Source organism: Mesorhizobium sp. Root552, assembly GCF_001427285.1.
GTDB lineage: Bacteria > Pseudomonadota > Alphaproteobacteria > Rhizobiales > Rhizobiaceae > Mesorhizobium.
In genome coordinates, this window is record NZ_LMFV01000012.1 from 214,418 (window position 1) to 236,808 (window position 22,391).

Consider the following 22,391-nt stretch of genomic DNA (forward strand, 5'->3'; position numbering starts at 1 on the left):
AAGGTGATTGGCAGGGGCAAGCCAGGTGTCGGAACCGATCATCGAGCAAGAGACTGAGGGATTGGTTCATGGAACCGAGGGACATCTCATGTCGCGAGCGAAAAGGGGCGGTCTGACCGTCCTGCGCAAAGGCTGGCTCCGCGCCGTCGCGAAAGGTGCGGCTGTACTCGCGCTCGTTCCCGTGGTTTTGACCTTTCTGTATCTGCCGTCCTTCGTGCATCCGGTTTCAACATTCATGTTGAAGGATCTCGCGACATTCTCCGGCTACGACCGGCAATGGGTCAGCATCGATGATGTCGCCCCGGTCCTCGCCCACTCGGTCATCATGTCGGAAGATGGCCAGTTCTGCTCGCACTACGGTGTCGATCTGGGTGAATTGAAGGGAGTGGTGAGCGATGCAATGGCCGGCGAGGCAACGCGGGGCGCCTCGACCATCACCATGCAGACGGTCAAGAACCTCTATCTTTGGCAGCGGCCGTTCACCACTTTGCGCAAGGTGGTCGAGCTGCCCCTGGCGGTCTATTTCGACCTCGTCGTGCCGAAACGGCGGATCATGGAAATCTATCTCAACATTGCCGAGTGGGGGCCGGGCATCTATGGCGTGGAGGCTGCGGCGCGGCATCATTTCGGCATTTCCGCCAGCAAGCTTTCACGCCGGCAAGCCGCCCTTTTGGCTGTAACCTTGCCCAATCCCGCCGTGCGCAATCCCGGCAAGCCTGGCCGTGGGTTGCGGCAACTGGCAAGCATCATCGAGCGCAGGGCTGCAAGAGCCGGAGGCTATGTCGGCTGCCTCGACTAAGGCGACCTCGACGTGGCCGAGATCATGAGCGATAGCGAGTTTTCCTGTCGCGTTTCGGCGGCAAGCCTTCAATCTCGTGAAAGTCAAAGCCGCCGGCGCAAAAAATCTCGCCATAGTGCTGGTCAAAGTGCCGTGGGCCGTGTATAGGCACGCCACTTTCTTCTAGAATTCGGCCCGCACACGGCCCTTTCACGAGGGCAATGCGGGCTTTTGAACAGTTAAGTGGAGCATATCCATGGCCGTACCGAAACGAAAAACCTCTCCCTCGAAGCGCGGCATGCGCCGTGCGGCCGATGCGCTCAAGGCACCGACCTATGTCGAGGACAAGAATTCCGGCGAAATGCGCCGTCCGCACCATATCGATCTGAAGACCGGTATGTATCGCGGCCGTCAGGTGCTGACGCCCAAGGAAGGCTGAGCTCAGCTTCAGCCCTTGCAGTGCATTGAGGCCGCCTTCGGGCGGTCTTTTGCTTTTCGGATCTGCGCCACGCCAAAAATCCGAATGTGCACCTTCCGGGACTTGACGGGCAAGGTGGCCTCTATTCTACAACTACAGGCGGTGTGGTGCTCACACCAGCCGCATTGAAGTTGACCTACTGCCCTGCCCGGAGAGATGTCATGCTGGCCAGCCTTCCGCTGCTGATTGTGCCCTTCATTATCTACAATCTGGGCCTTGCCGGATTTTTCGGCTCCGGCATCAATGGCGATCCCTGGGCCTCGGAGATACTCTCCATCGGCATGATGTCGGGTGGGGTCTTTTCGATGACACTGGGCGACCTGATGGTCGTGATCGGGCTGATCTTCTTCTTTATCGAAATCCTCAAATCGACCCGCACCAGCAACGCCTCGGTGATTGATCACCTTTTATCGACTTTTGTATTCGTCGCTTTCCTGGTGGAGTTCCTGCTGGTCAAAGGCGCGGCGCACTCCGTGTTCTTCACGCTGATAATCATTACGCTGATCGACGTTCTGGCCGGGTTCTCGGTGTCGATCCGCGCAGCAGGGCGGGACGTTAACCTGAACTGACAGATCAGGACGGCTGTGCGTCCCAGAACTGATCCAGCCAGATGTTCAGCTTGAGGAAGCCTGAATTGGTTACCGTGTAGACGCGGCGCGTGCCGTCTGCCCTTGCGCTGACCAGGCCGGCATCAAGCAGGACCTTGAGATGTTGGGAAACGGCCGGACGCGAGACCGGCAGGCCGGCTGCCAGCTCGTTAACGGTTTTCGGCCCCCGCCGAAGCTCTTCGAGAAGATGTCGCCGGTTTGGATCGGCGATGGCCGTGAACGCATCGATCAGCATCATGGCCTAGTTGTGCTGTAAAGTTGTCTAAATCTCAACCATCGGTTTCATTTTTTGTCCGCGGATCGAGCCGCAGCGATTCCGGTGTTATCGAGCGTTCCACGGGCAAGGTCTTGAAAGCATCACGGTCTTCAATAGGAACCGGCGCGCGGCGCTTGATGCGCAGCATGGTGTAGCCGGCTAGGCAGATGTGCGCGAGCGCGGTTGCAAGAAACAGGCTTTCCGGACGCATCCATTCCATCAGTGCGGCTGCGACCAGCGGGCCGATGATGGTGCCGAAGCCATAGAGCAGCAGCAGCCCGCCCGAAACCTTGACGAAATCCTCTGCTCTGGCGTGGTCGTTGGCGTGGGCGACCGCGATCGAATAAAGCGTGTAGGCGAAGGCACCGTAAGCCGCCGTGGCCGGCAGTACGAACAGGCCGGAGCGCGGTTGCACCAAAAAGACGATCAAGCCGAACAATGCCGCGCCGAATGCCGCCCCAGCCAGCACGTAGCGCCGGTCGGTCCGGTCCGAGAGCCTGCCTGCGGGAAGCTGCATGACCGCCCCGGCGACGACGACGAGGCTCATCATCAGCGCGATCTGCGCCGTCGAGATGCCGACACGCGCGCCGTAGACGGCGCCAAGCGTGCCCCAGGCCCCGTTGGCGATGCCGATCAAGAGGCAGGCGATCGCTGCGACAGGCGAGTTGGCGTAGAGACCTTTCAGGTCGAGTTTCACGTCCTGCAGCGGTTGCGGTGTGGATTGGGTGGAGACTGCGGTGGGAATAAGCGACAGGCAAAAGAAGATGCCGGTGATCATGAACAGCGAGGCGGACTGCACGTCCCCGGCGGCGACGATCATCTGGCCGCCCATGATGGAAGCATAGGTGACCATCATGTAAAGGCCGAAGACGGTGCCACGGTTCTCGTTGGTGGCCTTTTCGTTCAGCCAGCTTTCGATGATCATGAACGCGCCGGCCATGACGAAGCCGGTAAATGCACGCAGCGCTATCCAGGCATATTCGTCGATGATGAGCCCCGTGAGCAGGGCGATGATGGCGCCCGAGGCCGCAAACGTGCCGAAGGCCCGCACATGGCCGGCACGGCGAACGATGCGTGGAGCGAAATAGCAGCCGGCGACAAAGCCGGTCGCCCAGGCGGTTCCCATCAGGCCGAGCGAAGCGGTTGAAAACCCTTCCATCTGGCCCCGAAGCGGCAACAACAGGCCATGCAGACCGGATGCAGCCAGCAAAAAGGCGGTGCCGCGCAAGAGAGACAGGATAGGTCTGTAAGCTGCAAACATCTACACTGTCCGGCGGAGGAATCGAAGCTGGCGGAAATTGCCTGGAACAGTTTGTTTCAGGCTTTTCAGGGGCATATGCTGCTGTCTGCGACCTAACCTCGTCGGAAAAGCGCTTCCGCTGCGGATTTGGTCGAACCCTTGGCTTGCAACTCGGCCTCGATGCGCTCGATCTCGGCACGCAGGATACCTATGCGTTCCTCAAGTTCTCCCACCGAGAGCAGAGCCAGATCCTGGCCGATCTCATGCGGCTGGGGCTTTCTCCTGGGCTCGTCGTCGAAGATCGCCATGTCGCTCCCCGATAAACAGTTGGTAGCCTGCATCAGGCGGTTTGCCTGACTCGTCAGTCAGCATACATAGGGCAGGGGCTGCGATGCAAACAGTCGGCACGTGCCGCAAAGAGGAGACGGGACAATGGCGAAGGGACAAAAGATTCCCGAGAAGATGACGGCAGTTGCCATTTCGGAGCCGGGCGGTCCGCTGGTGCTGAAAGCGGAAAAGCGCGATGTTCCCCAGCCAGGGCCGGGAGAGATACTGATCAGGGTCCACGCCGCCGGCGTAAATCGACCCGATATATTGCAGCGCAAGGGGGCCTACCCGGCACCGCCCGGCGCATCCGACCTGCCAGGGCTGGAAGTGGCGGGTGAGGTTGCGGCGCTTGGCGAAGGCGCCCTGCGCTGGCGCATCGGCGACCAGGTCTGTGCGCTGACGCCGGGTGGGGGCTATGCGGAATATGCGGTGGTTCACGCAAGCCATGCGCTGCCGGTGCCGGCCGGCTTCACCTATACGGAAGCAGCCGCGGTTCCCGAAACCTACTTCACCGTGTGGCACAATGTGTTCGAGCGCGGCGCACTGAAAGCTGGCGAGACGCTGCTGGTGCATGGCGGGTCGTCGGGTATCGGTACGGCGGCGATCCAGCTTGCCTCGGCTTTCGGCGCGCGCGTCATCGCAACCGCCGGCTCGCCGGAGAAATGCGATACCTGCCTCAAGCTCGGCGCCAGCCGCGCGGTGAACTATCGCGAGGAGGATTTCGTGCAGGCGGTCAAGGACGCGACCGATGGCAAGGGCGCGAATGTCATCCTAGACATGGTCGGCGGCGACTATGTCGGCAGGAATTATTCGGCAGCGGCCGTCGAGGGACGCATTGTCCAGATCGCCACGCAGGCGGGAGCGGTGGCCAGCGCCGACTTTTCCAAGCTTATGGTCAAGCGACTGGTCCATACGGGCTCGACGCTGCGGCCGCGCAGCATCGAGTTCAAAGGCGCGGTGGCGGCCGCGCTCGAGGTGCAGGTCTGGCCGCTGCTTGCCGCGCGCAAGATCGCGCCGGTGATGGATATGATCTTTCCGCTCAAGGAAGCCTGGCGGGCACACGAGCGAATGGAAGAAGGAGACCTCATCGGCAAGATCGTGCTCGACGTCGGCTAAGGCGCTTCGAGGGAAGTTTTCGAGTCTTTTACCAGTCGTTCATGTTGCAATGCAGCAAGCGCATTCCCGCTATGCAAAAGCGTCTGTTCAATGTTCGCGCGAGAAAGCCTATCTGAGCGTCATCGAATTCAACCGAACTTGCTGGAGGCAAACATGAACCTGATCCGCTCTTACAAAAACTGGCGCCGCTACTCGGAAACCGTCCGTGAGCTGAACCGTCTCAACACCCGCGAACTCAACGATCTCGGCATCAATCGCGCCGACATCGCCAAGGTTGCCCGCGCCGCTCTCTAAGCGACGTTGGATTGAAAGCAGAACCGACGCCTGGCGCAACCATCGCGCCTCCGGTTCCGAGCCCGCTGGACCCCGTCCGGCGGGTTTTGTTTTAGATGGCCGGAAATTCTTGCCCCGAACGGCGAACCCGGTTATACAGGCCTCGATTTTCCCATTTTGGTGGCTCTAGAAACCACCGCCCGCGCGGGAACGCGGGCGAACGAGAAGGGTTTTTTCGATGGCAAATACGCTTCTGATGCCGAAGGCGACCGCAGTCTGGCTGGTCGACAACACGGCGCTGTCATTCGACCAGATCGCGCAGTTCTGCGGGTTGCATCCGCTCGAGGTCAAGGCGATCGCCGACGGCGAGTCGGCGCAGGGCATCAAGGGCATGGATCCTGTGATGACCGGCCAGTTGACGCGCGAAGAGATCGCGCGCGCCGAAAAGGACCAGAACCATCGCCTCAAGCTGTCCGAGCCAAAGGTGAGGGTGCCGGAATCCAAGAGAAAGGGTCCGCGCTATACACCGCTTTCCAAGCGTCAGGACCGGCCCAATGCCATTTTGTGGCTGGTTCGCAACCATCCGGAACTGAAGGACGCCCAGATATCGCGCCTAGTCGGCACTACCAAGTCGACCATCGAGCAGATCCGCGAGCGCAAGCACTGGAATGCCGCCAACCTTGTGCCGATGGACCCGGTGACACTCGGCCTGACGTCGCAGATCGATCTCGATATCGAAGTGCAGCGCGCCTCGCGCGGTCGCGAACAGGCACAGCCGGTGGGTGATACTCTGTTGCCGGCATCCTTGACCGAGCGGCTGACGCCGGAAGTCGAAAAGCCGAAGGACGAGGACGCAGAACTCGACGCCAATGCCGTGTTCGCCAAGCTCTCGGCGTTGAAGTCGAGCGATCAGGATCAGGACGACGAATGATCTGATGGCGCGCCCGCCGACCCGCTTTTGCGGGCCGGATCGGCACCTCGATCAGAAATGCGCTCTATCCCTTTATTTTAGCCGCATTTCCGGGCGCAAAACCGTTTCACACTTTTGCTGGAAATGCTCCTAAAGCGTTTTGCGATCTTTCAGATTCGCTTAACACGCTTTAGCTCCTTGATTTTATGCATGTCTTTATCCGGAAACCGGTTCCCACTTTCGGGAGACATGCATTAGGCTCCGAGCGTGCGTTCGATCACGTTGACCCAATTTTTCCAGGCAATTTTCTCGATCAGCTCGCGCCCGTAGCCATGCTGCTCGAATGCCGCGATCAGCTTCGGCAATCCGGCGACGTCGCCGATTGGGGCGGGGATCATGGCGCCGTCAAAATCGGAGCCCAACCCGACCCCGTCCTCTCCGAGCGCTTCCAGGAGCGCATCGACATGGCGAACCATGACATCGAGCCCTGTATCGGCATTCATCCGGCCATCCTCGCGCAAAAAACCGGTGGCGTAGTTCAGCCCGACCATGCCTTTCGTTTCCCGTATAGCGCCGAGCTGCCAGTCGGTCAGATTGCGTGCGTGCGGACATATGGAATGGGCGTTGGAATGGGTGGCAACCAGCGGTGCATCGCTTATGCCCGCCACGTCGCGAAAGCCCTTTTCGTTGAGGTGAGACAGGTCGATCATCACCTTGAGATCGTTGCAGGCCCTGACCAGCGCTTTGCCGGCATCGGTCAAGCCGGGGCCAATGTCCGGGGAGGACGGAAAGCGGAAGGGTACGCCATGGCCGAAAGCGTTGGGACGGCTCCAGACGATGCCGAGAGAGCGCAGGCCGGCAGCATGGAGTACATCGAGCATGGCAAGATCGGTGTCGATCGCTTCGGCTCCCTCGATATGGAAGACGGCGGCAAGCGAGCCTTTTGCCATGGCTGTCCGTATATCGGCCGCACTGCGGCAAACGGACAACGCGCCGGCACGCTCCAGCCGGAACAGGATGGACGCCATGCCAAGGGTGGATGCCCTGGCCTCCTCCATGGAAAGTTGGGGGGCCATCGGTTCGTTCGCGCCGGAACTTGCCGCATGCTTTTTCGGCTTCTCGACCGGTGGCGGGAAGATGGCAAACATGCCGCCCGCAAAGCCGCCTTTTCTCGCTCGAGGCAAATCGATGTGCCAATCGGCCGGGCTGCCGTCGATAAACAGCTTTTCCTTGCCGGCATCCTGCGTGACGTAAAGCTTGAGCAGCGTATCGTTATGGCCGTCGAAAACCGGGACAAGGGTTTGGTCTGTCATGGGACACCATTTGGAATGATTGAATGCGGGCGCCGGGAATCGCTATTGTCGGTCCTGTGGAACGTCCTGTTTAGGCAAGACCAGTGTTCACCGCAAATACCAGCATGCCGTTTGCTGTTGTGGCTGCACATAGGTGAGGCAGCCAAGGGCGTCAGAATTTGTCGTGGAAGAGGCGGATGACCAATACCCTTTATGATGCGCTTTTGCTGCCCCACCAAGGCAGAGAGAAGACTTTCCTGACCCTGAAGGATGGTAGAACGATCACTTACGACGCGTTCTTGCGCATAGCCGCGCGGTTCGCCAATGCGATGACAAAACTTGGCATCGGCTCCGGGGATCGCGTCGCCGTTCAGGTGAAGAAATCGCCTGAGGCCCTGGCTGTTTATGCCGCGTGCCTTGGCTCTGGCGCGATCTTCCTGCCGCTCAATACAGCCTATACGCCTGCAGAGGTCGAGTACTTCGTGACCGATGCCGAGGCAAAACTGCTCATATGCGACGGATCGAGTGCCGAAGCGCTGAAGCCGGTTGCCAACAAGGCCGGCGCTCTACTGCTGACATTGAATGCGGACGGGTCCGGCAGCTTCGCCGAGCTTGCCGAAGGCATGCCGCAAATTCTCTCGCCGGCTCCGCGCGGACCGCACGATCTCGCTGCATTCCTCTACACATCGGGAACAACAGGCCGCTCGAAGGGGGCCATGCTTACCCACGACAACCTGCTGTCCAATGCCGAGGCGCTTGCAAAGGCGTGGCGGTTTACGTCCAGCGACGTGTTGCTGCACGCGTTGCCGATCTTTCACACGCACGGCCTGTTTGTCGCCACCAACACCATCCTGCTTGCCGGCGCGTCGATGGTTTTCCTGCCGGGCCTTGACCTCGACGACCTTGTCGCCTGGATGCCGCAAGCCACCACCATGATGGGCGTGCCGACTTTTTACACGCGGCTTCTGTCAGACGCTCGTCTCGACCGCGATTTGACCCGCCACATGCGCCTGTTCATATCCGGGTCTGCACCTTTGCTTGCCGAGACCCATCGGGATTTCGAGGCGCGCACGGGCCATCGCATCCTCGAGCGCTACGGCATGACCGAGACCAACATGAACATCTCGAACCCTTACGAGGGCGAACGCCGCGCCGGTACTGTCGGCTTGCCTCTGCCCGGTATCAGCGTGCGCATCTGCGATCCCGAATCCGGTGCGGAGGTCCCAGCAGGTGAAATCGGCGTGATCGAGATCAAGGGGCGCAACGTCTTCAAAGGCTATTGGCGCATGCCTGAAAAGACGGCGCAGGAATTCCGGCCGGATGGCTATTTCATTTCCGGCGACCTGGCGACAAAGGATGCCGACGGCTACGTCACCATCGTCGGCCGTGCCAAGGACCTCATCATTTCGGGTGGCTACAACATCTATCCCAAGGAGATCGAGCTTCTGCTCGACGAGCAGCCCGGTGTGCTCGAATCGGCGATAATCGGCGTCGATCATCCCGATCTCGGCGAGGGTGTCGTCGGGGTGGTCGTTGCCAAAGCCGGTGTACGGCTTGAGGAGACCATCTTGCTTGCCGGCATTGCCGGCAGCCTTGCCCGCTTCAAGCAACCCCGCCGCATTTTCATCGCTGACGAATTGCCTCGCAACACGATGGGCAAGGTGCAGAAAGCGATGCTGCGCGAACGCTACGCCACCACCTTTATGAGTTCATGACCTAGGACAAGGTATCAAGCTTGCGCTGCATCGCAGCGATCTGTTCCTTCAGATCCTGAAGATCGTCTCCCTTTTCGGCAGGCTCCTTGCGTGCCGGCGCAGGCTCTGGCGCCGGCGTGGGAGATGCGCCTGCAGTGGGGAACGGCGTGAACATGCGCATCGCGTTCTGGAACATCTCCATGTTGCGGCGCGTCTGTTCTTCCAGCGCCTTCATCGGCGTCATCTTCATCACGTCTATCGGCGATTTGCCGATGGCACCTTTCATCTGTTCGCGAAAACGTTCCTGTTCCTTGGAAAAGGCAAGCATCGACTGCTCAAGAAAGGAAGGAACGATCATCTGCATCTGGTCGCCATAGAAGGCGATGAGCTGGCGAAGGAAGGATATGGGCAACATGTTCTGCCCATCCTTGTTTTCGAGTTCGAAAATGATCTGGGTCAGCACCGGGTGGGTGATGTCGTCGCCCGTCTTGGCGTCCAGGACGGTGAATTCCTCGCCCTTCTTGACCATGTCGGCCAAGTCCTCGAGCGTGACGTAAGTGCTTGTGCCAGTGTTGTAGAGGCGGCGGTTGGCGTATTTCTTGATCACCACCGGTTCGTCTTTCGCGGCCATCAGTTTCCTCCCGCAAAGCCCTGATATTTTTCGTAAGCCTCTGCTTACAATCTAGTGTTTTCATCAGGATATGCGCAAACCGAGTGGAATTCCAAGCAATTTGTGCAGTGCGGAAGGATTGATGCTGCTTTCGGCGTCGCAAAATGCTGCGCAGCATAAGCGAGCCGGCTCTTGGCAAGAAGTCGAAGCCCTCGATTTCCGGTTTGACTCAGGTTCTGGAAAGGGCAACAAAAGTCGTCACAACCTTATCGGGAACTTATTTTCCGCAGAGTCTGGAGAAGAAAATGTCCGCTTCCAACGCCATCGTTGTCGCCAGTGCCGCACGCACGCCTGTTGGCTCTTTTAACGGCGCTTTCGCCAATACGCCGGCGCATGAGCTGGGTGCGGCTGCGATCAGGGAGGTGTTGAGCCGGGCCGGCGTCGACGCCAAGGAGGTCGATGAAGTCATTCTCGGACAGATCCTGACGGCTGGACAGGGGCAGAATCCGGCGCGCCAGGCGGCAATGGCGGCAGGCATTCCGCAAGAGGCGACGGCATGGGGGCTCAACCAGCTTTGCGGCTCCGGCCTGCGCACCATAGCCATCGGCATGCAGCAAATTGCGCAGGGTGATGCCAAGGTCATCGTTGCCGGCGGGCAGGAATCGATGTCGATGGCTCCGCATGCCCAGCATCTGCGCGGTGGCACCAAGATGGGCGATCTGAAGCTTATCGATACGATGATCAAGGACGGCCTGACCGATGCGTTCTACGGCTACCACATGGGCAACACCGCCGAAAACGTCGCCCGCCAGTGGCAGTTGACCCGCGACGACCAGGACAAGTTCGCTGTCGCATCGCAAAACAAGGCCGAAGCCGCCCAGAAGGCCGGCAAGTTCAAGGACGAGATCGTTCCGTTCACGGTCAAGACCCGCAAGGGCGACACTGTCGTCGATCAGGACGAGTATATCCGCCACGGCGCGACGTTGGACGGCATGACCAAGCTGAAGCCTGCCTTCGACAAGGAAGGCACGGTGACGGCGGGCAACGCTTCCGGCATCAATGATGGCGCGGCGGCAGTCGTGCTGATGACCGAGGCGGAGGCCACGCGTCGCGGGATCACACCGCTGGTGCGCATCGTGTCGTGGGCGACGGCCGGCGTCGACCCGCAGATCATGGGCACAGGCCCGATCCCGGCATCGCGCAAGGCGCTGCAGAAGGCCGGCTGGTCGGTGGGCGATCTCGATCTGGTCGAGGCGAACGAGGCATTCGCCGCGCAGGCCTGCGCCGTCAACAAGGACATGGGCTGGGATCCGGCAATCGTCAACGTCAATGGCGGTGCAATTGCCATCGGCCATCCGGTCGGCGCCTCCGGTGCGCGCATCTTCAACACGCTGGTGTTCGAAATGAAGCGCCGTGGCGCGAAGAAGGGCCTCGCCACGCTGTGCATCGGTGGCGGCATGGGCGTTGCCATGTGCGTTGAGGCGATGAATTAGGCTGCTGCCGTGAGGGTGGCGGCTATGGCAAGAATGAAAGACTGAACCTGACAACAGTCTGTATTGCCGCTGCTCTCGGCGCTAGCTTCTCTGTCATTCATTGAAGGAGGACTGGAATGAGCAAAGTGGCAATCGTGACCGGCGGCTCGCGCGGCATAGGGGCGGCGATATCGATCGGCCTGAAGAATGCCGGCTATCAGGTTGCGGCCAACTATGCCGGCAACGATGAGGCCGCGCAGAAGTTCAAGGCCGAGACAGGCATTCCCGTCTACAAGTGGTCGGTCGCTGACTACGACGCTTGCGCGGCGGGGATCAAGCAGGTCGAGGCCGACCTCGGGCCGGTAAGCGTATTGGTCAACAATGCGGGCATCACCCGGGACGCTATGTTCCACAAGATGACGCCCCAGCAATGGAACGAGGTTATAGGCACCAACCTCAGCGGCGTATTCAACATGACGCATCCGCTGTGGAGCGGCATGCGCGATCGCAAGTTTGGCCGCATCGTTACGATTTCATCGATCAACGGGCAGAAGGGGCAGGCCGGACAGGTCAATTATTCTGCCTCGAAGGCCGGCGATATCGGCTTCACGAAAGCTCTGGCGCAGGAAGGCGCGCGCGCTGGAATCACGGTCAACGTGATTTGCCCGGGTTATATCGCGACAGATATGGTGAAGGCGATCGACGAGAAGGTGCTCAACGAGCGCATCATTCCGCAAATTCCTGTCGGCCGCTTGGGTGAGCCGGAGGAAATCGCGCGTTGCGTCGTTTTCCTGGCCTCTGAGGAAGCTGGCTTCATTACGGGTTCAACGATTTCAGCCAATGGCGGCCAGTATTTCGCCTGATCCGATATGCAGTGTGCAAGAATGGCCCGGGAGACCGGGCCTTTTTTGTGTGCCTCTCCCGAGAAAATGGTTCCGGTTTGGACCGATGAGAGCCAATTGCAGCGTCTCATCCAATCTTTGCCTTTGATTGGCCTTGGTCGGATCGAATCTCGGCTTCGTTCGTTATGGGCGTGGCGGCGAGGATTTGTGTTCCGCTTGCGAGAGGTAAGACGATGAAGAAGTTGGTTGTGTTGATGGCGTTGCTTTTACCGCTCGGCGCCTGTTCACAGACAGAACAAGGTGCTGCGATTGGCGGCTTGGGCGGTGCTGCGATTGGTAGCGCGGTCGCTTCGCCTGGAAACCGTGCAGAAGGCGCGCTTGTCGGCGGAGCGGTAGGCGCTGTCGCTGGCGCTCTCATTGGTTCGGCCAATGAACCCAACAGATGCCGGTATCGCGATGGCTATGGCCGCGTCTACATAGCGGCGTGCCCTCGCAGCTATGATGACGGATATTACGCGCGTCGCTATGAAGATCGTCGCTATCCGCGTCGCTACTACAACCGCTACGACCCGTACTACTGATAGCGGTAGTTACCATTTCACGCAAAAGCGGCGCCGGCCGGCAGGCTAGCGCCGCTTTTCTTGCAGTTTGAAATGCTTACTCGGCAGAGGCTTCTGCGGGAGCGCTTGCCGCCGCGACCGCAGCCGCCGCATCTTCCTGCGCCTTCTTCAAAAGGGCGGCGCGTTCCTGCGCCTTCTTGCCCGGAAGCGCCTTGGTCGGATTGCTGCGGGCCTCACGGGTAGCAAGGCCGGCTTCGCTCAGGAAGCGGGCAACGCGGTCGGTCGGCAGCGCGCCGTTGCCCAGCCAGTGCTTGACGCGGTCGGCGTCGATCTTGACGCGATCGCCGTCCTTGGGCAGCAGCGGGTTCCAGGCGCCAATCGCTTCGATGAAGCGGCCATCGCGCGGCGAACGCACGTCGGCAACGACGATGTGGTAGTAAGGACGCTTCTTCGAGCCTGCGCGGGCCAGTCTGATCTTCAGTGCCATGTTTTTCTCCTAAAAGCTCTGATTTTGGTGGTGGTTACGGCTGGCTATCAGCCGGATCTGGACGCGCCGCCATTTGCGGCGGCGATGTTTTCGTGATGGCGGATAACCTCACGGATGACGAAGTTGAGAAATTTTTCCGCGAAATCGGGGTCGAGGTGGGCATCGTTGGCGAGCCGGCGCAGCCGCTCGATCTGCTGGGACTCGCGCGCCGGATCGGCAGGCGGCAGCCCATGCGTCGCCTTCAATACTCCGACAGCCTTTGTGCAACGGAAACGTTCGGCCAGCATGTGAATGAGCGCCGCGTCGATATTGTCGATCGAGGCGCGGTAGTCCGCGAGGGTCTTTTTCGCTTCCGCGATATCGTGTTCTTCGTTCATCGCGTCCTCACTTCTTCTTGCCGAGGCCGGGCAGTCCGCCGCCAAGACCCGGAAGCTTCATGCCACCCGGCAGGCCCGGAAGCCCGCCTCCACCCAAACCCGGCAGTCCGCCGGGCAGACCTTTGCCCAGCCCCGCTGCCTCGGCCTGCTTCTTGAGCGCTTCAAGCTGCTTGGGGTCCATCTTCGACAGGTCAGGCATGCCGCCTCCCATCATGCCGCCAAGGCCGCCCATGCCCATCTTCGAGGCAAGGCCACCCATCAGGCCGCGCATCATGCCGCCGCCCTTACCCTTGCCGCCCATCGCCTTCATCATGTCGGCCATGCCACGATGCATCTTCAAGAGCTTGTTGATCTCGGCCGCATCCGTTCCCGAACCGGCGGCAATGCGTTTCTTGCGGGAATGCTTCAGAATATCGGGATTGGCGCGCTCGGCCCTGGTCATCGACGAGATGATGGCAAGCTGACGCCCGAACATCTTGTCGTCGAGGCCAGCAGCAGCCATCTGGTCCTTCATCTTGCCCATGCCGGGCATCATGCCCATGATGCCGCCCATGCCGCCCATTTTCGACATCTGCTGCAATTGCGAGGCAAGGTCGTTGAGGTCGAACTTGCCCGACTGCATCTTCTTGGCCATCGCAGCCGCCTGTTCGGCGTCGATGTTTTCCGCGGCCTTCTCGACGAGCGAGACGATGTCGCCCATGCCGAGGATGCGGTCGGCGATGCGCTTGGGATAGAATTCCTCGAGCGCGTCCATCTTTTCACCAGTACCGATCAGCTTGATCGGCTTGCCGGTAACGGCGCGCATGGACAGAGCCGCGCCGCCACGACCGTCACCGTCCATGCGGGTCAGGACAAGGCCGGTGATGCCGACGCGCTCATCAAAACTCTTGGCGAGGTTGACTGCGTCCTGACCAGTCAGCGAATCCGCGACGAGCAGGATTTCGTGCGGCGCGGACACCTTCTTGATGTCCGCCATTTCGACCATCAGCGGCTCGTCGATATGGGTGCGGCCGGCAGTGTCGAGGATGACGACGTCGTGGCCGCCGAGCCTGGCGGCCTGCACGGCGCGCTTGGCAATGTCGACCGGCGTCTGACCGGCGATAACCGGCAGCGTCGCGACGCTCACCTGTTCGCCCAACTGGCGCAACTGTTCCTGCGCGGCCGGACGGCGCGTGTCGAGCGAGGCCATCAGAACCTTCTTGTTCTGGCGGTCTGTCAAACGCTTGGCGATTTTGGCAGAGGTGGTGGTCTTGCCTGAGCCCTGCAGGCCGACCATCATGACGACGACCGGAGCCGGCGCGTTGAGATCGACGGCCACGCCTTCGGCGCCGAGCATCTCGACCAGTTCGTCGTGGACGATCTTGACGACCATCTGGCCGGGCTTGATCGACTTCAGGACTTCGGCCCCGACAGCCTTTTCACGCACCTTGTCGGTGAAGGAACGCACGACTTCCAGCGCGACGTCGGCTTCCAGCAGGGCTCGGCGCACTTCACGCAATGCTGCGGAAACATCGGCCTCGGACAGCGCGCCACGGCCGGTCAGGCCGTTCAGGATCGAACCCAGGCGTTCCTGTAGCGATTCAAACATGCGTTTCCCTTTTCCCTGCCAACCGGATTATGGCCGAGAGGTAGTGCGTTTGCGGCAATCCTCCAAGCAAAGCTGTCGGGCATGGCCCAAAACCAGAAAGCACCCGGGGGCGCACAGCGCTGCCGGGTGTTGGCCTCCGGGATCGATTTTACAGCTCCAGGCCAATATGGCCACGGCGTCCCGGTCAGCTTCGCGAAAGTGAACTTGTCGCGGAATTGCGGCGTGTAGACAGGAAAATAGCGCCAGAGTCAAGCTTGCGCCAGCTAGCTACCTTGTACGGCTGCGTGCGGGAGGTCGGCCTCGACCCGCAGGAAAGACAGGGGATGCACGAGCAGGAGCAATGTCAGCGCACTTGCGATGATGCCGATTGCAGTAACCAGCAACGCGTCGGTCGAGCCCCATCCCGGCCCTTCCAGCGGAGCCGCAGTGAACAAGGCGAAAGCATTGTAGCTTTCCTGATGCGAGATCAGCAAAAATCCGAAAAGGTTGTTGCCGAGGTGGGCGCCAAAGGCCGCGCCGAGATTGCCCGTCGCATAGACAAGGACCATCAACACGATTGCGAAAGCCCCGATGGCGCCGAGCCCTGCAAGGTTCATTGCGGGGCCTGTCGTCGGGCTCCAGTGGAGCGAGGTAAATACCACCAGCGGGACCGCGCCCCAGATTATCGGGCTTTTGAACAGCTTGGCGAGGCCGCGCGGCAGGTAGCCGCGGAAGAGCAACTCCTCCGATGAGGTCTGCACGAAGGTCAGAAGGCCGATTGGGATCAGAAAGAGCAACCATGAGCCGATCGAGATCGATCCGCGTGCGATTTCCGGACGCAGCAAATACAGCAGAACCTCTGACACAAGCGAGGTGATGACGACCGCGACAAATCCCTTGATGAATGCGTCGCGGGATATGCGGCGGCTGTTGCCAAACAAGGCGGCGATGCGTTCCCGGTGAATCCACCGCATGACAATCCAGACACCGAGCCAGATGCCCGCAAAGGACATCAGGGCGGTCAGGATGCCGGCGGGCGACGTCATGAAGGACGTCATGACATTCGAATTCACGGCCTCGCCGGAATTGGCCAGTTGCACAGCGTGAAAATAGGCACCGGCCGAAACGGTGATCAGCGTTGCGCCCGTCCAGGCGATCACGACGATCACGGTTCCAAGGATTAGGCGTAAAAGCGTGGTCTTGTCGTTTGGCGAATGCCGATACTGCTCGAAAGCCTGCGGATCGATCTGCACGCGTCCCCCTGCGTTCCAATCTCGTCAGGAATGACTAGCGCATGCGCCGCCAAAGTTGAATTCACCTGGGCGACGCAATTGTTGACAGGGTAAACGGTCCAGAATCCCTGAACCGGGCGTGGGTCACCGAACCACGTAGACGATGCGGCGAGTCGCCGGGTCGATCAGGGCGGGTTGGCCGTTCACGTAGACGTAGCGATAGTCGTAGTCGGGAATCTCACCAAGGACGACGTCGTCCGGCAATGACGAGCCCGTCACGACCTCGCCTTCGAGATAGACTGGTTCCATCGAGTGCTCGGTGACATAGGTGCGCACGGCTTGTGGCGGGGCATCGATCACTTCGACAGGTTCGCCTGGAACAATGGCGGCCGTATAGGTGGACGGATATTGGCCAACGTCAGCCGGCGGCGGGACGATTGCAATGCCGGCATCAACCGGTCTTTGGGTGACGATAACGCGGGAGCCGGCAAATTCGGCGGTCACGTAGTCGGAATAGACCCATCCTTGCCCGCCTGCTTCGGCAATCGTGCACCATTTGGAGTTTTCGAGGCATCCGGTCAGTGTTGCCGGTTGTCCGGCCTTGAGCACGCCCGTGACCGGATATTGAGGACCGGGACCTGCGCGCACGTTAAGGTCTGTCACTGCGGAAACCGAGGTGTCGGCGAGCGCGGCACCTGAAAACAGGGCAAGCGCCCCGGCAATCGGCAGCAAGAGCGGTTTCATGTTTCTCTCCGTTTTGAATTGTCCCTCAGTGGGGCCAAACGGAGCGGACAACCATTAGTTCCGGCTAATCCAGCTGGACTGCCTCACGAATTGTTAAGCGCTGCAGTGTGCAGGCTGCCACATTTAGAGCGTGTTCGTGAGACACAGAGCCGCCTTCGCGAAGGGGCGGGGCCAAAGAGCGATGACAAAGGCGAGTTTCGCTGGCAAATTCGCGTGCAAGGTGTGATTCCGGCAACCAGGAGACAGATATGGCAGTTATTGCCAAGGACAGATTTTTTGTTGCAACTGCGCTGGCAGCGCTGGTGATCAGCACTGGAGCGCAGGCCGCAGGCCAATGTGGCAAGGATGGCAGCGGCTTCGCTGCCTGGGTCGAAGCCTACAAGGCGGATGCGCAAGCGCGCGGCATCGATACCGGGCCGATGAAGGGCGTCAAATACGATACCGGCGTCATCAGGATCGATCGCAGCCAGCACAAGGCGTTCAAAGGCACGGTTGAGCAGTTCCTGGCGCGCCGCGCGCCAGCCTCCTATGTCAGCAAGGCCAAGGGTTATATGAAATCGCAGGCAGGCCTGCTGAGGAAGATCGAGGCGAAGTTCGGCGTGCAGCCGGAAGTTCTGCTGGCGATCTGGGGCATGGAGACCGGCTTCGGCGCCAATTCCGGCAACAAGAGCGTGTTCGGCCCGCTGGCCACGCTTGCCTATGACTGCCGCCGTTCCGAGTTCTTCACCAACGAGTTGGATTCGGCGCTCGAGATTGCCCAGAAGGGCTATATTTCAGCTGCTCAGATGCGGGGAGCCGGCTTCGGCGAACTTGGCCAGACCCAGTTCCTTCCGTCCAAGTATCTGCAATATGCGGTTGATTTCGACGGCGACGGCCGCCGCGACCTGATCCACTCGCGCGCTGACGTATTGGCTTCGACAGCCAATTTCCTTCGCGGGCACGGCTGGAGCGCTGGCGGCGGCTACGGGCCGGGCGAGGCCAATTATGGCGTCTGGAACGACTGGAACCGGGCAACGATCTATCAGAAAGCACTGGCCGAATTCGCGCACCGCATCGCAAATTAACTTGCTTCTGGGAGGAATGCGGGTTTCAGACCCGCTTTCCTGCTGCATCGAACCAGTGAATCTTGTCCGGGCTCGCCGTTATGTCGAGCTTGTCGCCGGGCCTTGCCGTGGCGCGGCCTGAAACGCGAACCAGAACCCGTCCACCAGCGGCTGCGCAATGCAGGAAGCTCTCGGCGCCAACCGGCTCTACCGCTTCGACAACCGCAGGCAAGACCAGACCGCGTTTCCCTTCAACCTGTCCGACAATGGCATCTTCAGGACGGAAACCAAGCGTTGCGGCCGCGGCCGGAGGCTCGGCCCCGAGTTCCAGCCCATCTGCCAAGCGCGCATGTCCGCCCTCGCGCTTCAAAGCCATCAGGTTCATCGGTGGCGCGCCGATAAAGGATGCCACGAAGGTCGAAGCGGGCTTTTCGTAGATGTCGAGCGGTGCGCCCATCTGCTCAACGAGGCCGGCATTCATCACCACGAGTATGTCGGCCAGCGTCATGGCCTCGAGCTGGTCATGGGTAACGTAGACGGAAGTCACGCCCAGATTGCGCTGCAGGTTCTTGATCTCGACCCGCATCTGTCCGCGCAGCTTGGCATCGAGGTTACTCAGCGGTTCGTCGAATAAAAATACTTTCGGATTGCGCACGATGGCGCGACCCATGGCGACGCGCTGGCGCTGGCCGCCTGACAGTTCGCGTGGACGCCGCTCCAGCAGATGAGCGAGTTCGAGAACCTTGGCTGTCGAGCGGACGCGGCTGTCTATTTCCGGTTTTGGCGTGCCGCGGTTGCGCAAGCCGTAAGCCATGTTGTCGTAGACGTTCATGTGCGGATAGAGCGCGTAGTTCTGGAACACCATGGCGATGTCGCGGTCTGTCGGGCTGATCGCGTTCACCACCTTGCCATCGATCGAGACGGTGCCGGACGAAATGGCTTCCAGCCCCGCAATCATGCGCAGCAAAGTGGATTTGCCGCAGCCCGATGGCCCGACCAGGACGCACAATTCCTTGTCCGGAATGGCGATGCTGACGCCCTTCACGGCTTCGACGCCGCCCGCGTAGACCTTTTTGACATCCTTCAGATCGACAGTTGCCATGGGATCTACTTCTCCGACTCGACAAGACCGCGCACGAACCACCGCTGCATGGCCACGACGACGAGGATTGGCGGCACGATGGCGAGCATGGCGGTCACCATGACGAGGTGCCATTGCGTATCGGCATCGGCGAACGACACCATTTTGCGCAGCGCGATGACGATGGTGTTCATGTCGTTGTGGTTGGTGACCAGAAGCGGCCACAGATATTGCGTCCAGCCGTAGATGAAGAGGATGACGAACAGCGCCGCAATGTTGGTGCGCGACAAGGGCAACAGGATATCGAAGAAGAAGCGCCATGGTCCCGCACCGTCGACACGCGCCGCCTCGACCAGTCTCCAGGAATGGTCATGAAGAATTGCCGGAACAAAAGCGTTGCCGTGGCCGACGCGATCAGGGGGACGATCAGCCCGGCATAGGTGTCGATGAGGTTGAGATCGACCATCACCTTGTAGGTGGGCAGGATGCGGACTTCGACCGGCAGCATCAGCGTTATGAAGATCAGCCAGAAGAACACCATCCTGAGCGGAAAGCGGAAGAAGACGATGGCGTAGGCCGACAGGATCGAGATGCAGATCTTGCCGATGGCGATGCCGAGCGCCATCACCAGCGTGTTGAACAAAAGCACGTCGACGCCGACGCCGCCGATGCGGTTGACGCCACCCAGCAGCGCCTCCGAGTAGTTGTTCCAGAATTCGCCGCCGGGCAGGAGCGGCAAGGGCGGGCGCAGGATAGTCTGCAGCGTGTGGGTGGACGCAACGAAGGTGTAGTAGATCGGGAACGCGATAACCAGGATGCCGACAAGCAGGACGACGTGGGCAAGGTAGGTGCGGAAGCGGGAGGAGCCGATCATGGTTTGATCTCACCCATAATGCACCTTCCTTTCCACGTAGCGGAACTGGATGGCGGTAAGGGCAATGACGATGACCATGAGGATCACCGATTGTGCTGCTGAATCGCCGAGGATCAGGTTGACGAAGCCGTCATTGTAGACCTTGTAGACCAGCGTCTCGGTAGCCTTGCCCGGCCCACCGCCGGTTACGGCGTGGATGATGCCGAACGTGTCGAAAAAGGCGTAGGTGGTGTTGATGACCAGCAGGAAGAACGTCGTCGGCGCAAGCAGTGGGAAGACGATTGTCCAGAAGCGCTTGGTCTCGCCGGCTCCGTCGATTGCAGCCGCCTCGATCAAGCTCTTGGGGATAGCTTGCAGCCCCGCGACGAAGAACAGGAAATTATAGCTGATCTGCTTCCACGCCGCGGCCGTGACGACGAGAACCATGGCGTCGGTGCCGTCCAGCAACGGGTCCCAGGCGATGCCAGCCTTGCGCATGAGCACGGCCAGCGTGCCGATGGATGGGTTGAACAGGAACAGGAACAGCATGCCGGCGATCGCTGGTGCGACCGCGTACGGCCAGATCATCAAGGTGCGGTAGACGCCTTTGCCGCGGACCACCTTCTCGGCCATCACTGCAAGCAACAGCGCGACGCTCATGGCGACGAGCGCAGTCGCAAGCGAGAAAACTGCCGTGACCTTGATCGAGTTGACGTAAGCGGGGTCGGCGAGAACTTTCTCGAAATTCGCGAACCAGACGAACTTCGATTTCAGGCCGAACGGATCTTCCTTCAGCATCGACTGGTAGAGCGCCTGGCCCGCCGGCCAGTAGAAGAAGACGAGCGTGATGGCGAGTTGCGGCGCCACCAAGAGGTAGGGCAGGACCTTGTTGGGGAAGACGACACGGGGGGTCATGCGCAGCCTGTCGTTTCGATAGGCGAGATGCCGGCGTTGTCTTCGCCCCTGGAACAGTAAGCGAGCGTGAACCCCGGCTCTCTCTTTTGCAAGCGAGAGCCGGGGAACGTGCGAACCGGAAGGGTTTTCACCTCAGGCACGATCAGTCAGATCAGTTGCCCATGGCGTCCTTGATTGCCGCATTGCCGCGCTGGACCACGTTGTCGAGCGCCTGCTGTGCGGTTTGCTGGCCGGCCAGCATCTTCTCGAACTCCTCGTTCTCGATATCGCGAACCTGCGGCAGGTTGGGCAGGCGGACACCCTTGGAATTTTCCGTCGGCGCCTTGCCCATCATCTGTAGGATAGGCGTTTCCCGACCAGGGTTCTTGTCATAGAAGCCGGATGCCTTGGTTGCTTCGTAGGCCGCCAGCGTAACCGGCAGGTAACCGGATTTCTGATGCAGGTATTCCTGCACCTCAGTCTTCGACAGATAGGTGAAGAAGGCCGCTACGCCCTTGTACTGTTCGTCCGTCTTGCCGCCGAAGACCCAAAGGCTGGCGCCGCCCGGCGTGGTGTTCTGCGGAGCGCCCGGTGCGTCGCTGTCATAGGGAAGCTGACCGATGCCGTAGTTCATGCCGGACTTCACGATGTCGCCAAGGCCACCGGAAGATTCGGTAAAGATGCCGCATTCGCCGGCAAGGAAGATCTGCTTGGCCTCCGAGGTACGGCCGCCATATTTGAAGGTGCCATCCTTGGCGAGATCGGCCAGCGCCTGGAAGTGATTGACGTAGAGAGGCGCGTTTATCTTCAGCTCGACCTCGCCGCCGGCCAGACCATTCTCACCGGTTGCCCAGGAAACGTTGTTCCAGGCAGCGAAATTCTCGGTGTGAATCCATGTCAGCCAGGTGGAGGTATAGCCACAGGCCGCCGCGCCGCTGGTCTTGATCTTCTTGGCGGCGTCCCAGACCTCGTTCCAGGTCTTGGGCGGGTTGTTAACGTCCAGCCCAGCCTTCTGGAAGATATCCTTGTTGTAGTAGAGGATCGGCGAGGAGGAGTTGTAGGGGAACGACAGCATGGTGCCGTCCGGCTTGGAGTAGTAGCCGACGATACCGGGGAGATATTGGCTCTTGTCGAATTTGAGGCCGGCGCCTTCGAGAACTTCGGCGACTGGCTTGATCGCGCCCTCGGCGGCCATCATGACGCCGGTTCCTACGTCGAAAACCTGGATGATGTCAGGAGACTGGCCTGCGCGGAAAGCGGCGATGCCGGCATTCAGCGTTTCAGGATAGGTGCCCTTGAACACCGGAACGATCTCGTAGTCGCTCTGGCTGGCATTGAAATCCTTGGAAATCTTGTCGACGACCTCGGCATTGGCACCGGTCATTGCGTGCCACCAGCTGATCTGGGTGACGGCGAAGGCCGATGTCGTGGAAAACAAGGTCAATGTAGCGGCGACACCGGCCGCAACGCCGTGGAATCTCATCTCTCTCTCCCGGTTTGTCATTGGCGAAATGGGTTCGCCGCGGGAGTATCGGTGCATTGTGACAGTAGCACAATAGTTTTGTTACGCGCTCATGAACCTTCAATCCAATTGCGAATTGGTTTCGTTTATGAGGAATGGCAAATATGACCTACCCGCAACGGCAGAAAACCGCAC

General features: G+C 60.2%; 23 protein-coding genes and 2 pseudogenes. 11 read left to right on the forward strand and 14 right to left on the reverse strand.

Features of this window, described 5'->3' with window-relative positions; translation table 11 throughout:
* Window positions 1-88: 88 nt before the first annotated feature.
* The 3 genes from ASD50_RS07330 to ASD50_RS07340 all read left to right on the forward strand — a co-directional run bounded on the left by ASD50_RS07330 (window position 89) and on the right by ASD50_RS07340 (window position 1,825).
* The gene (locus ASD50_RS07330) at window positions 89-799 is read left to right on the forward strand and encodes a transglycosylase domain-containing protein (protein ID WP_082549529.1); all 711 of its coding nucleotides are present in this window, start codon (window positions 89-91) and stop codon (window positions 797-799) included.
* A gap of 235 nt (window positions 800-1,034) precedes the next feature.
* The gene (gene rpmF / locus ASD50_RS07335) at window positions 1,035-1,217 is read left to right on the forward strand and encodes a 50S ribosomal protein L32 (protein ID WP_056238174.1); all 183 of its coding nucleotides are present in this window, start codon (window positions 1,035-1,037) and stop codon (window positions 1,215-1,217) included.
* Between the two features lie 200 nt (window positions 1,218-1,417).
* Window positions 1,418-1,825 (forward strand): hypothetical protein, encoded by a 408-nt coding sequence (locus ASD50_RS07340; protein WP_056238177.1) that lies wholly within the window; start codon window positions 1,418-1,420, stop codon window positions 1,823-1,825.
* 4 nt (window positions 1,826-1,829) lie between these two features.
* On the opposite strand, the gene ASD50_RS07345 is transcribed toward ASD50_RS07340, so the two are convergent.
* The 3 genes from ASD50_RS07345 to ASD50_RS07355 all read right to left on the reverse strand — a co-directional run bounded on the left by ASD50_RS07345 (window position 1,830) and on the right by ASD50_RS07355 (window position 3,668).
* Complete coding sequence (locus ASD50_RS07345; RefSeq protein ID WP_056238180.1) at window positions 1,830-2,102, reverse strand: ArsR/SmtB family transcription factor; 273 nt, start codon at window positions 2,100-2,102, stop codon at window positions 1,830-1,832.
* A gap of 31 nt (window positions 2,103-2,133) precedes the next feature.
* The gene (locus tag ASD50_RS07350; protein ID WP_056238182.1) at window positions 2,134-3,381 is read right to left on the reverse strand and encodes an MFS transporter; all 1,248 of its coding nucleotides are present in this window, start codon (window positions 3,379-3,381) and stop codon (window positions 2,134-2,136) included.
* 92 nt (window positions 3,382-3,473) lie between these two features.
* Entirely contained in the window at window positions 3,474-3,668 is a 195-nt protein-coding gene (locus tag ASD50_RS07355) for a DUF1192 domain-containing protein (protein WP_056238185.1), read from the reverse strand.
* Between the two features lie 124 nt (window positions 3,669-3,792).
* Here ASD50_RS07355 and ASD50_RS07360 point away from each other — a divergent pair, with 124 nt between their 5' ends.
* The 3 genes from ASD50_RS07360 (at window position 3,793) to ASD50_RS07365 (ending at window position 6,007) form a co-directional block, all read left to right on the forward strand.
* Window positions 3,793-4,803 carry an NAD(P)H-quinone oxidoreductase gene (locus tag ASD50_RS07360; protein WP_056238188.1) on the forward strand — a complete coding sequence of 337 codons (1,011 nt, stop codon included), beginning with the start codon at window positions 3,793-3,795 and terminating at the stop codon, window positions 4,801-4,803.
* A gap of 153 nt (window positions 4,804-4,956) precedes the next feature.
* Entirely contained in the window at window positions 4,957-5,097 is a 141-nt protein-coding gene (locus ASD50_RS22350; protein ID WP_082549530.1) for a DUF1127 domain-containing protein, read from the forward strand.
* 217 nt (window positions 5,098-5,314) lie between these two features.
* Window positions 5,315-6,007, forward strand: a complete 693-nt coding sequence (locus tag ASD50_RS07365; protein ID WP_056238193.1) for a DUF1013 domain-containing protein — start codon at window positions 5,315-5,317, stop codon at window positions 6,005-6,007.
* 233 nt (window positions 6,008-6,240) lie between these two features.
* Here the strand turns inward: ASD50_RS07365 and ASD50_RS07370 are convergent, their stop codons facing one another.
* On the reverse strand, window positions 6,241-7,299 hold the full coding sequence (locus ASD50_RS07370; protein ID WP_056238195.1) for a dipeptidase: 1,059 nt from the start codon (window positions 7,297-7,299) through the stop codon (window positions 6,241-6,243).
* 176 nt (window positions 7,300-7,475) lie between these two features.
* Between ASD50_RS07370 and ASD50_RS07375 the strand changes: the two genes are divergently transcribed.
* Window positions 7,476-8,993, forward strand: coding sequence for a malonate--CoA ligase (locus tag ASD50_RS07375; RefSeq protein WP_056238203.1), 1,518 nt, complete (start codon window positions 7,476-7,478; stop codon window positions 8,991-8,993).
* A gap of 1 nt (window position 8,994) precedes the next feature.
* Here the strand turns inward: ASD50_RS07375 and phaR are convergent, their stop codons facing one another.
* On the reverse strand, window positions 8,995-9,603 hold the full coding sequence (gene phaR / locus ASD50_RS07380) for a polyhydroxyalkanoate synthesis repressor PhaR (RefSeq protein WP_056238204.1): 609 nt from the start codon (window positions 9,601-9,603) through the stop codon (window positions 8,995-8,997).
* A 284-nt stretch (window positions 9,604-9,887) separates the two neighbouring features.
* Between phaR and ASD50_RS07385 the strand changes: the two genes are divergently transcribed.
* From ASD50_RS07385 to ASD50_RS07395, 3 genes and pseudogenes are all read left to right on the forward strand, one after another.
* Window positions 9,888-11,075, forward strand: a complete 1,188-nt coding sequence (locus ASD50_RS07385; protein WP_056238788.1) for an acetyl-CoA C-acetyltransferase — start codon at window positions 9,888-9,890, stop codon at window positions 11,073-11,075.
* A 116-nt stretch (window positions 11,076-11,191) separates the two neighbouring features.
* Window positions 11,192-11,917, forward strand: coding sequence for an acetoacetyl-CoA reductase (gene phbB / locus ASD50_RS07390; protein WP_056238207.1), 726 nt, complete (start codon window positions 11,192-11,194; stop codon window positions 11,915-11,917).
* 212 nt (window positions 11,918-12,129) lie between these two features.
* Window positions 12,130-12,396: pseudogene (locus ASD50_RS07395) on the forward strand (glycine zipper domain-containing protein); the annotation flags it as partial.
* Window positions 12,397-12,553: 157 nt separating this feature from the next.
* On the opposite strand, the gene rpsP reads toward ASD50_RS07395, so the two are convergent.
* The 5 genes from rpsP to ASD50_RS07420 form a co-directional block, all read right to left on the reverse strand.
* Complete coding sequence (rpsP, locus tag ASD50_RS07400) at window positions 12,554-12,943, reverse strand: 30S ribosomal protein S16 (protein WP_056238209.1); 390 nt, start codon at window positions 12,941-12,943, stop codon at window positions 12,554-12,556.
* Window positions 12,944-12,990: 47 nt separating this feature from the next.
* Window positions 12,991-13,320 carry a chorismate mutase gene (locus tag ASD50_RS07405; protein ID WP_056238211.1) on the reverse strand — a complete coding sequence of 110 codons (330 nt, stop codon included), beginning with the start codon at window positions 13,318-13,320 and terminating at the stop codon, window positions 12,991-12,993.
* Window positions 13,321-13,327: 7 nt separating this feature from the next.
* Entirely contained in the window at window positions 13,328-14,908 is a 1,581-nt protein-coding gene (ffh, locus tag ASD50_RS07410) for a signal recognition particle protein (protein ID WP_056238215.1), read from the reverse strand.
* Between the two features lie 263 nt (window positions 14,909-15,171).
* A complete protein-coding gene (locus tag ASD50_RS07415; protein WP_056238217.1) occupies window positions 15,172-16,140 on the reverse strand; it encodes a CPBP family intramembrane glutamic endopeptidase in 969 nt (322 codons plus the stop codon).
* A 123-nt stretch (window positions 16,141-16,263) separates the two neighbouring features.
* Window positions 16,264-16,863, reverse strand: a complete 600-nt coding sequence (locus ASD50_RS07420) for a DUF1236 domain-containing protein (protein WP_056238220.1) — start codon at window positions 16,861-16,863, stop codon at window positions 16,264-16,266.
* A gap of 248 nt (window positions 16,864-17,111) precedes the next feature.
* Here ASD50_RS07420 and ASD50_RS07425 point away from each other — a divergent pair, with 248 nt between their 5' ends.
* Window positions 17,112-17,927 carry a lytic transglycosylase domain-containing protein gene (locus ASD50_RS07425; RefSeq protein ID WP_056238221.1) on the forward strand — a complete coding sequence of 272 codons (816 nt, stop codon included), beginning with the start codon at window positions 17,112-17,114 and terminating at the stop codon, window positions 17,925-17,927.
* 25 nt (window positions 17,928-17,952) lie between these two features.
* Here the strand turns inward: ASD50_RS07425 and ASD50_RS07430 are convergent, their stop codons facing one another.
* From ASD50_RS07430 to ugpB, 4 genes and pseudogenes are all read right to left on the reverse strand, one after another.
* Window positions 17,953-19,008, reverse strand: coding sequence for a sn-glycerol-3-phosphate import ATP-binding protein UgpC (locus ASD50_RS07430; protein WP_056238224.1), 1,056 nt, complete (start codon window positions 19,006-19,008; stop codon window positions 17,953-17,955).
* 5 nt (window positions 19,009-19,013) lie between these two features.
* A pseudogene (gene ugpE, locus ASD50_RS07435) lies at window positions 19,014-19,861 on the reverse strand (sn-glycerol-3-phosphate ABC transporter permease UgpE).
* A 9-nt stretch (window positions 19,862-19,870) separates the two neighbouring features.
* Window positions 19,871-20,755, reverse strand: coding sequence for a sn-glycerol-3-phosphate ABC transporter permease UgpA (ugpA, locus tag ASD50_RS07440; RefSeq protein WP_056238225.1), 885 nt, complete (start codon window positions 20,753-20,755; stop codon window positions 19,871-19,873).
* A 151-nt stretch (window positions 20,756-20,906) separates the two neighbouring features.
* Window positions 20,907-22,217, reverse strand: coding sequence for a sn-glycerol-3-phosphate ABC transporter substrate-binding protein UgpB (gene ugpB, locus ASD50_RS07445; RefSeq protein WP_056238231.1), 1,311 nt, complete (start codon window positions 22,215-22,217; stop codon window positions 20,907-20,909).
* Window positions 22,218-22,391 lie beyond the last annotated feature (174 nt).

Coding starts and splice junctions, on each gene's coding strand:
- ASD50_RS07330 (WP_082549529.1), top strand. CDS start 89: ATGTCGCGAGCGAAAAGGGGCGGTCTGACCGTCCTGCGCAAAGGCTGG.
- rpmF (WP_056238174.1), top strand. CDS start 1,035: ATGGCCGTACCGAAACGAAAAACCTCTCCCTCGAAGCGCGGCATGCGC.
- ASD50_RS07340 (WP_056238177.1), top strand. CDS start 1,418: ATGCTGGCCAGCCTTCCGCTGCTGATTGTGCCCTTCATTATCTACAAT.
- ASD50_RS07345 (WP_056238180.1), bottom strand. CDS start 2,102: ATGATGCTGATCGATGCGTTCACGGCCATCGCCGATCCAAACCGGCGA.
- ASD50_RS07350 (WP_056238182.1), bottom strand. CDS start 3,381: ATGTTTGCAGCTTACAGACCTATCCTGTCTCTCTTGCGCGGCACCGCC.
- ASD50_RS07355 (WP_056238185.1), bottom strand. CDS start 3,668: ATGGCGATCTTCGACGACGAGCCCAGGAGAAAGCCCCAGCCGCATGAG.
- ASD50_RS07360 (WP_056238188.1), top strand. CDS start 3,793: ATGGCGAAGGGACAAAAGATTCCCGAGAAGATGACGGCAGTTGCCATT.
- ASD50_RS22350 (WP_082549530.1), top strand. CDS start 4,957: ATGAACCTGATCCGCTCTTACAAAAACTGGCGCCGCTACTCGGAAACC.
- ASD50_RS07365 (WP_056238193.1), top strand. CDS start 5,315: ATGGCAAATACGCTTCTGATGCCGAAGGCGACCGCAGTCTGGCTGGTC.
- ASD50_RS07370 (WP_056238195.1), bottom strand. CDS start 7,299: ATGACAGACCAAACCCTTGTCCCGGTTTTCGACGGCCATAACGATACG.
- ASD50_RS07375 (WP_056238203.1), top strand. CDS start 7,476: ATGACCAATACCCTTTATGATGCGCTTTTGCTGCCCCACCAAGGCAGA.
- phaR (WP_056238204.1), bottom strand. CDS start 9,603: ATGGCCGCGAAAGACGAACCGGTGGTGATCAAGAAATACGCCAACCGC.
- ASD50_RS07385 (WP_056238788.1), top strand. CDS start 9,888: ATGTCCGCTTCCAACGCCATCGTTGTCGCCAGTGCCGCACGCACGCCT.
- phbB (WP_056238207.1), top strand. CDS start 11,192: ATGAGCAAAGTGGCAATCGTGACCGGCGGCTCGCGCGGCATAGGGGCG.
- rpsP (WP_056238209.1), bottom strand. CDS start 12,943: ATGGCACTGAAGATCAGACTGGCCCGCGCAGGCTCGAAGAAGCGTCCT.
- ASD50_RS07405 (WP_056238211.1), bottom strand. CDS start 13,320: ATGAACGAAGAACACGATATCGCGGAAGCGAAAAAGACCCTCGCGGAC.
- ffh (WP_056238215.1), bottom strand. CDS start 14,908: ATGTTTGAATCGCTACAGGAACGCCTGGGTTCGATCCTGAACGGCCTG.
- ASD50_RS07420 (WP_056238220.1), bottom strand. CDS start 16,863: ATGAAACCGCTCTTGCTGCCGATTGCCGGGGCGCTTGCCCTGTTTTCA.
- ASD50_RS07425 (WP_056238221.1), top strand. CDS start 17,112: ATGGCAGTTATTGCCAAGGACAGATTTTTTGTTGCAACTGCGCTGGCA.
- ASD50_RS07430 (WP_056238224.1), bottom strand. CDS start 19,008: ATGGCAACTGTCGATCTGAAGGATGTCAAAAAGGTCTACGCGGGCGGC.
- ugpA (WP_056238225.1), bottom strand. CDS start 20,755: ATGACCCCCCGTGTCGTCTTCCCCAACAAGGTCCTGCCCTACCTCTTG.
- ugpB (WP_056238231.1), bottom strand. CDS start 22,217: ATGAGATTCCACGGCGTTGCGGCCGGTGTCGCCGCTACATTGACCTTG.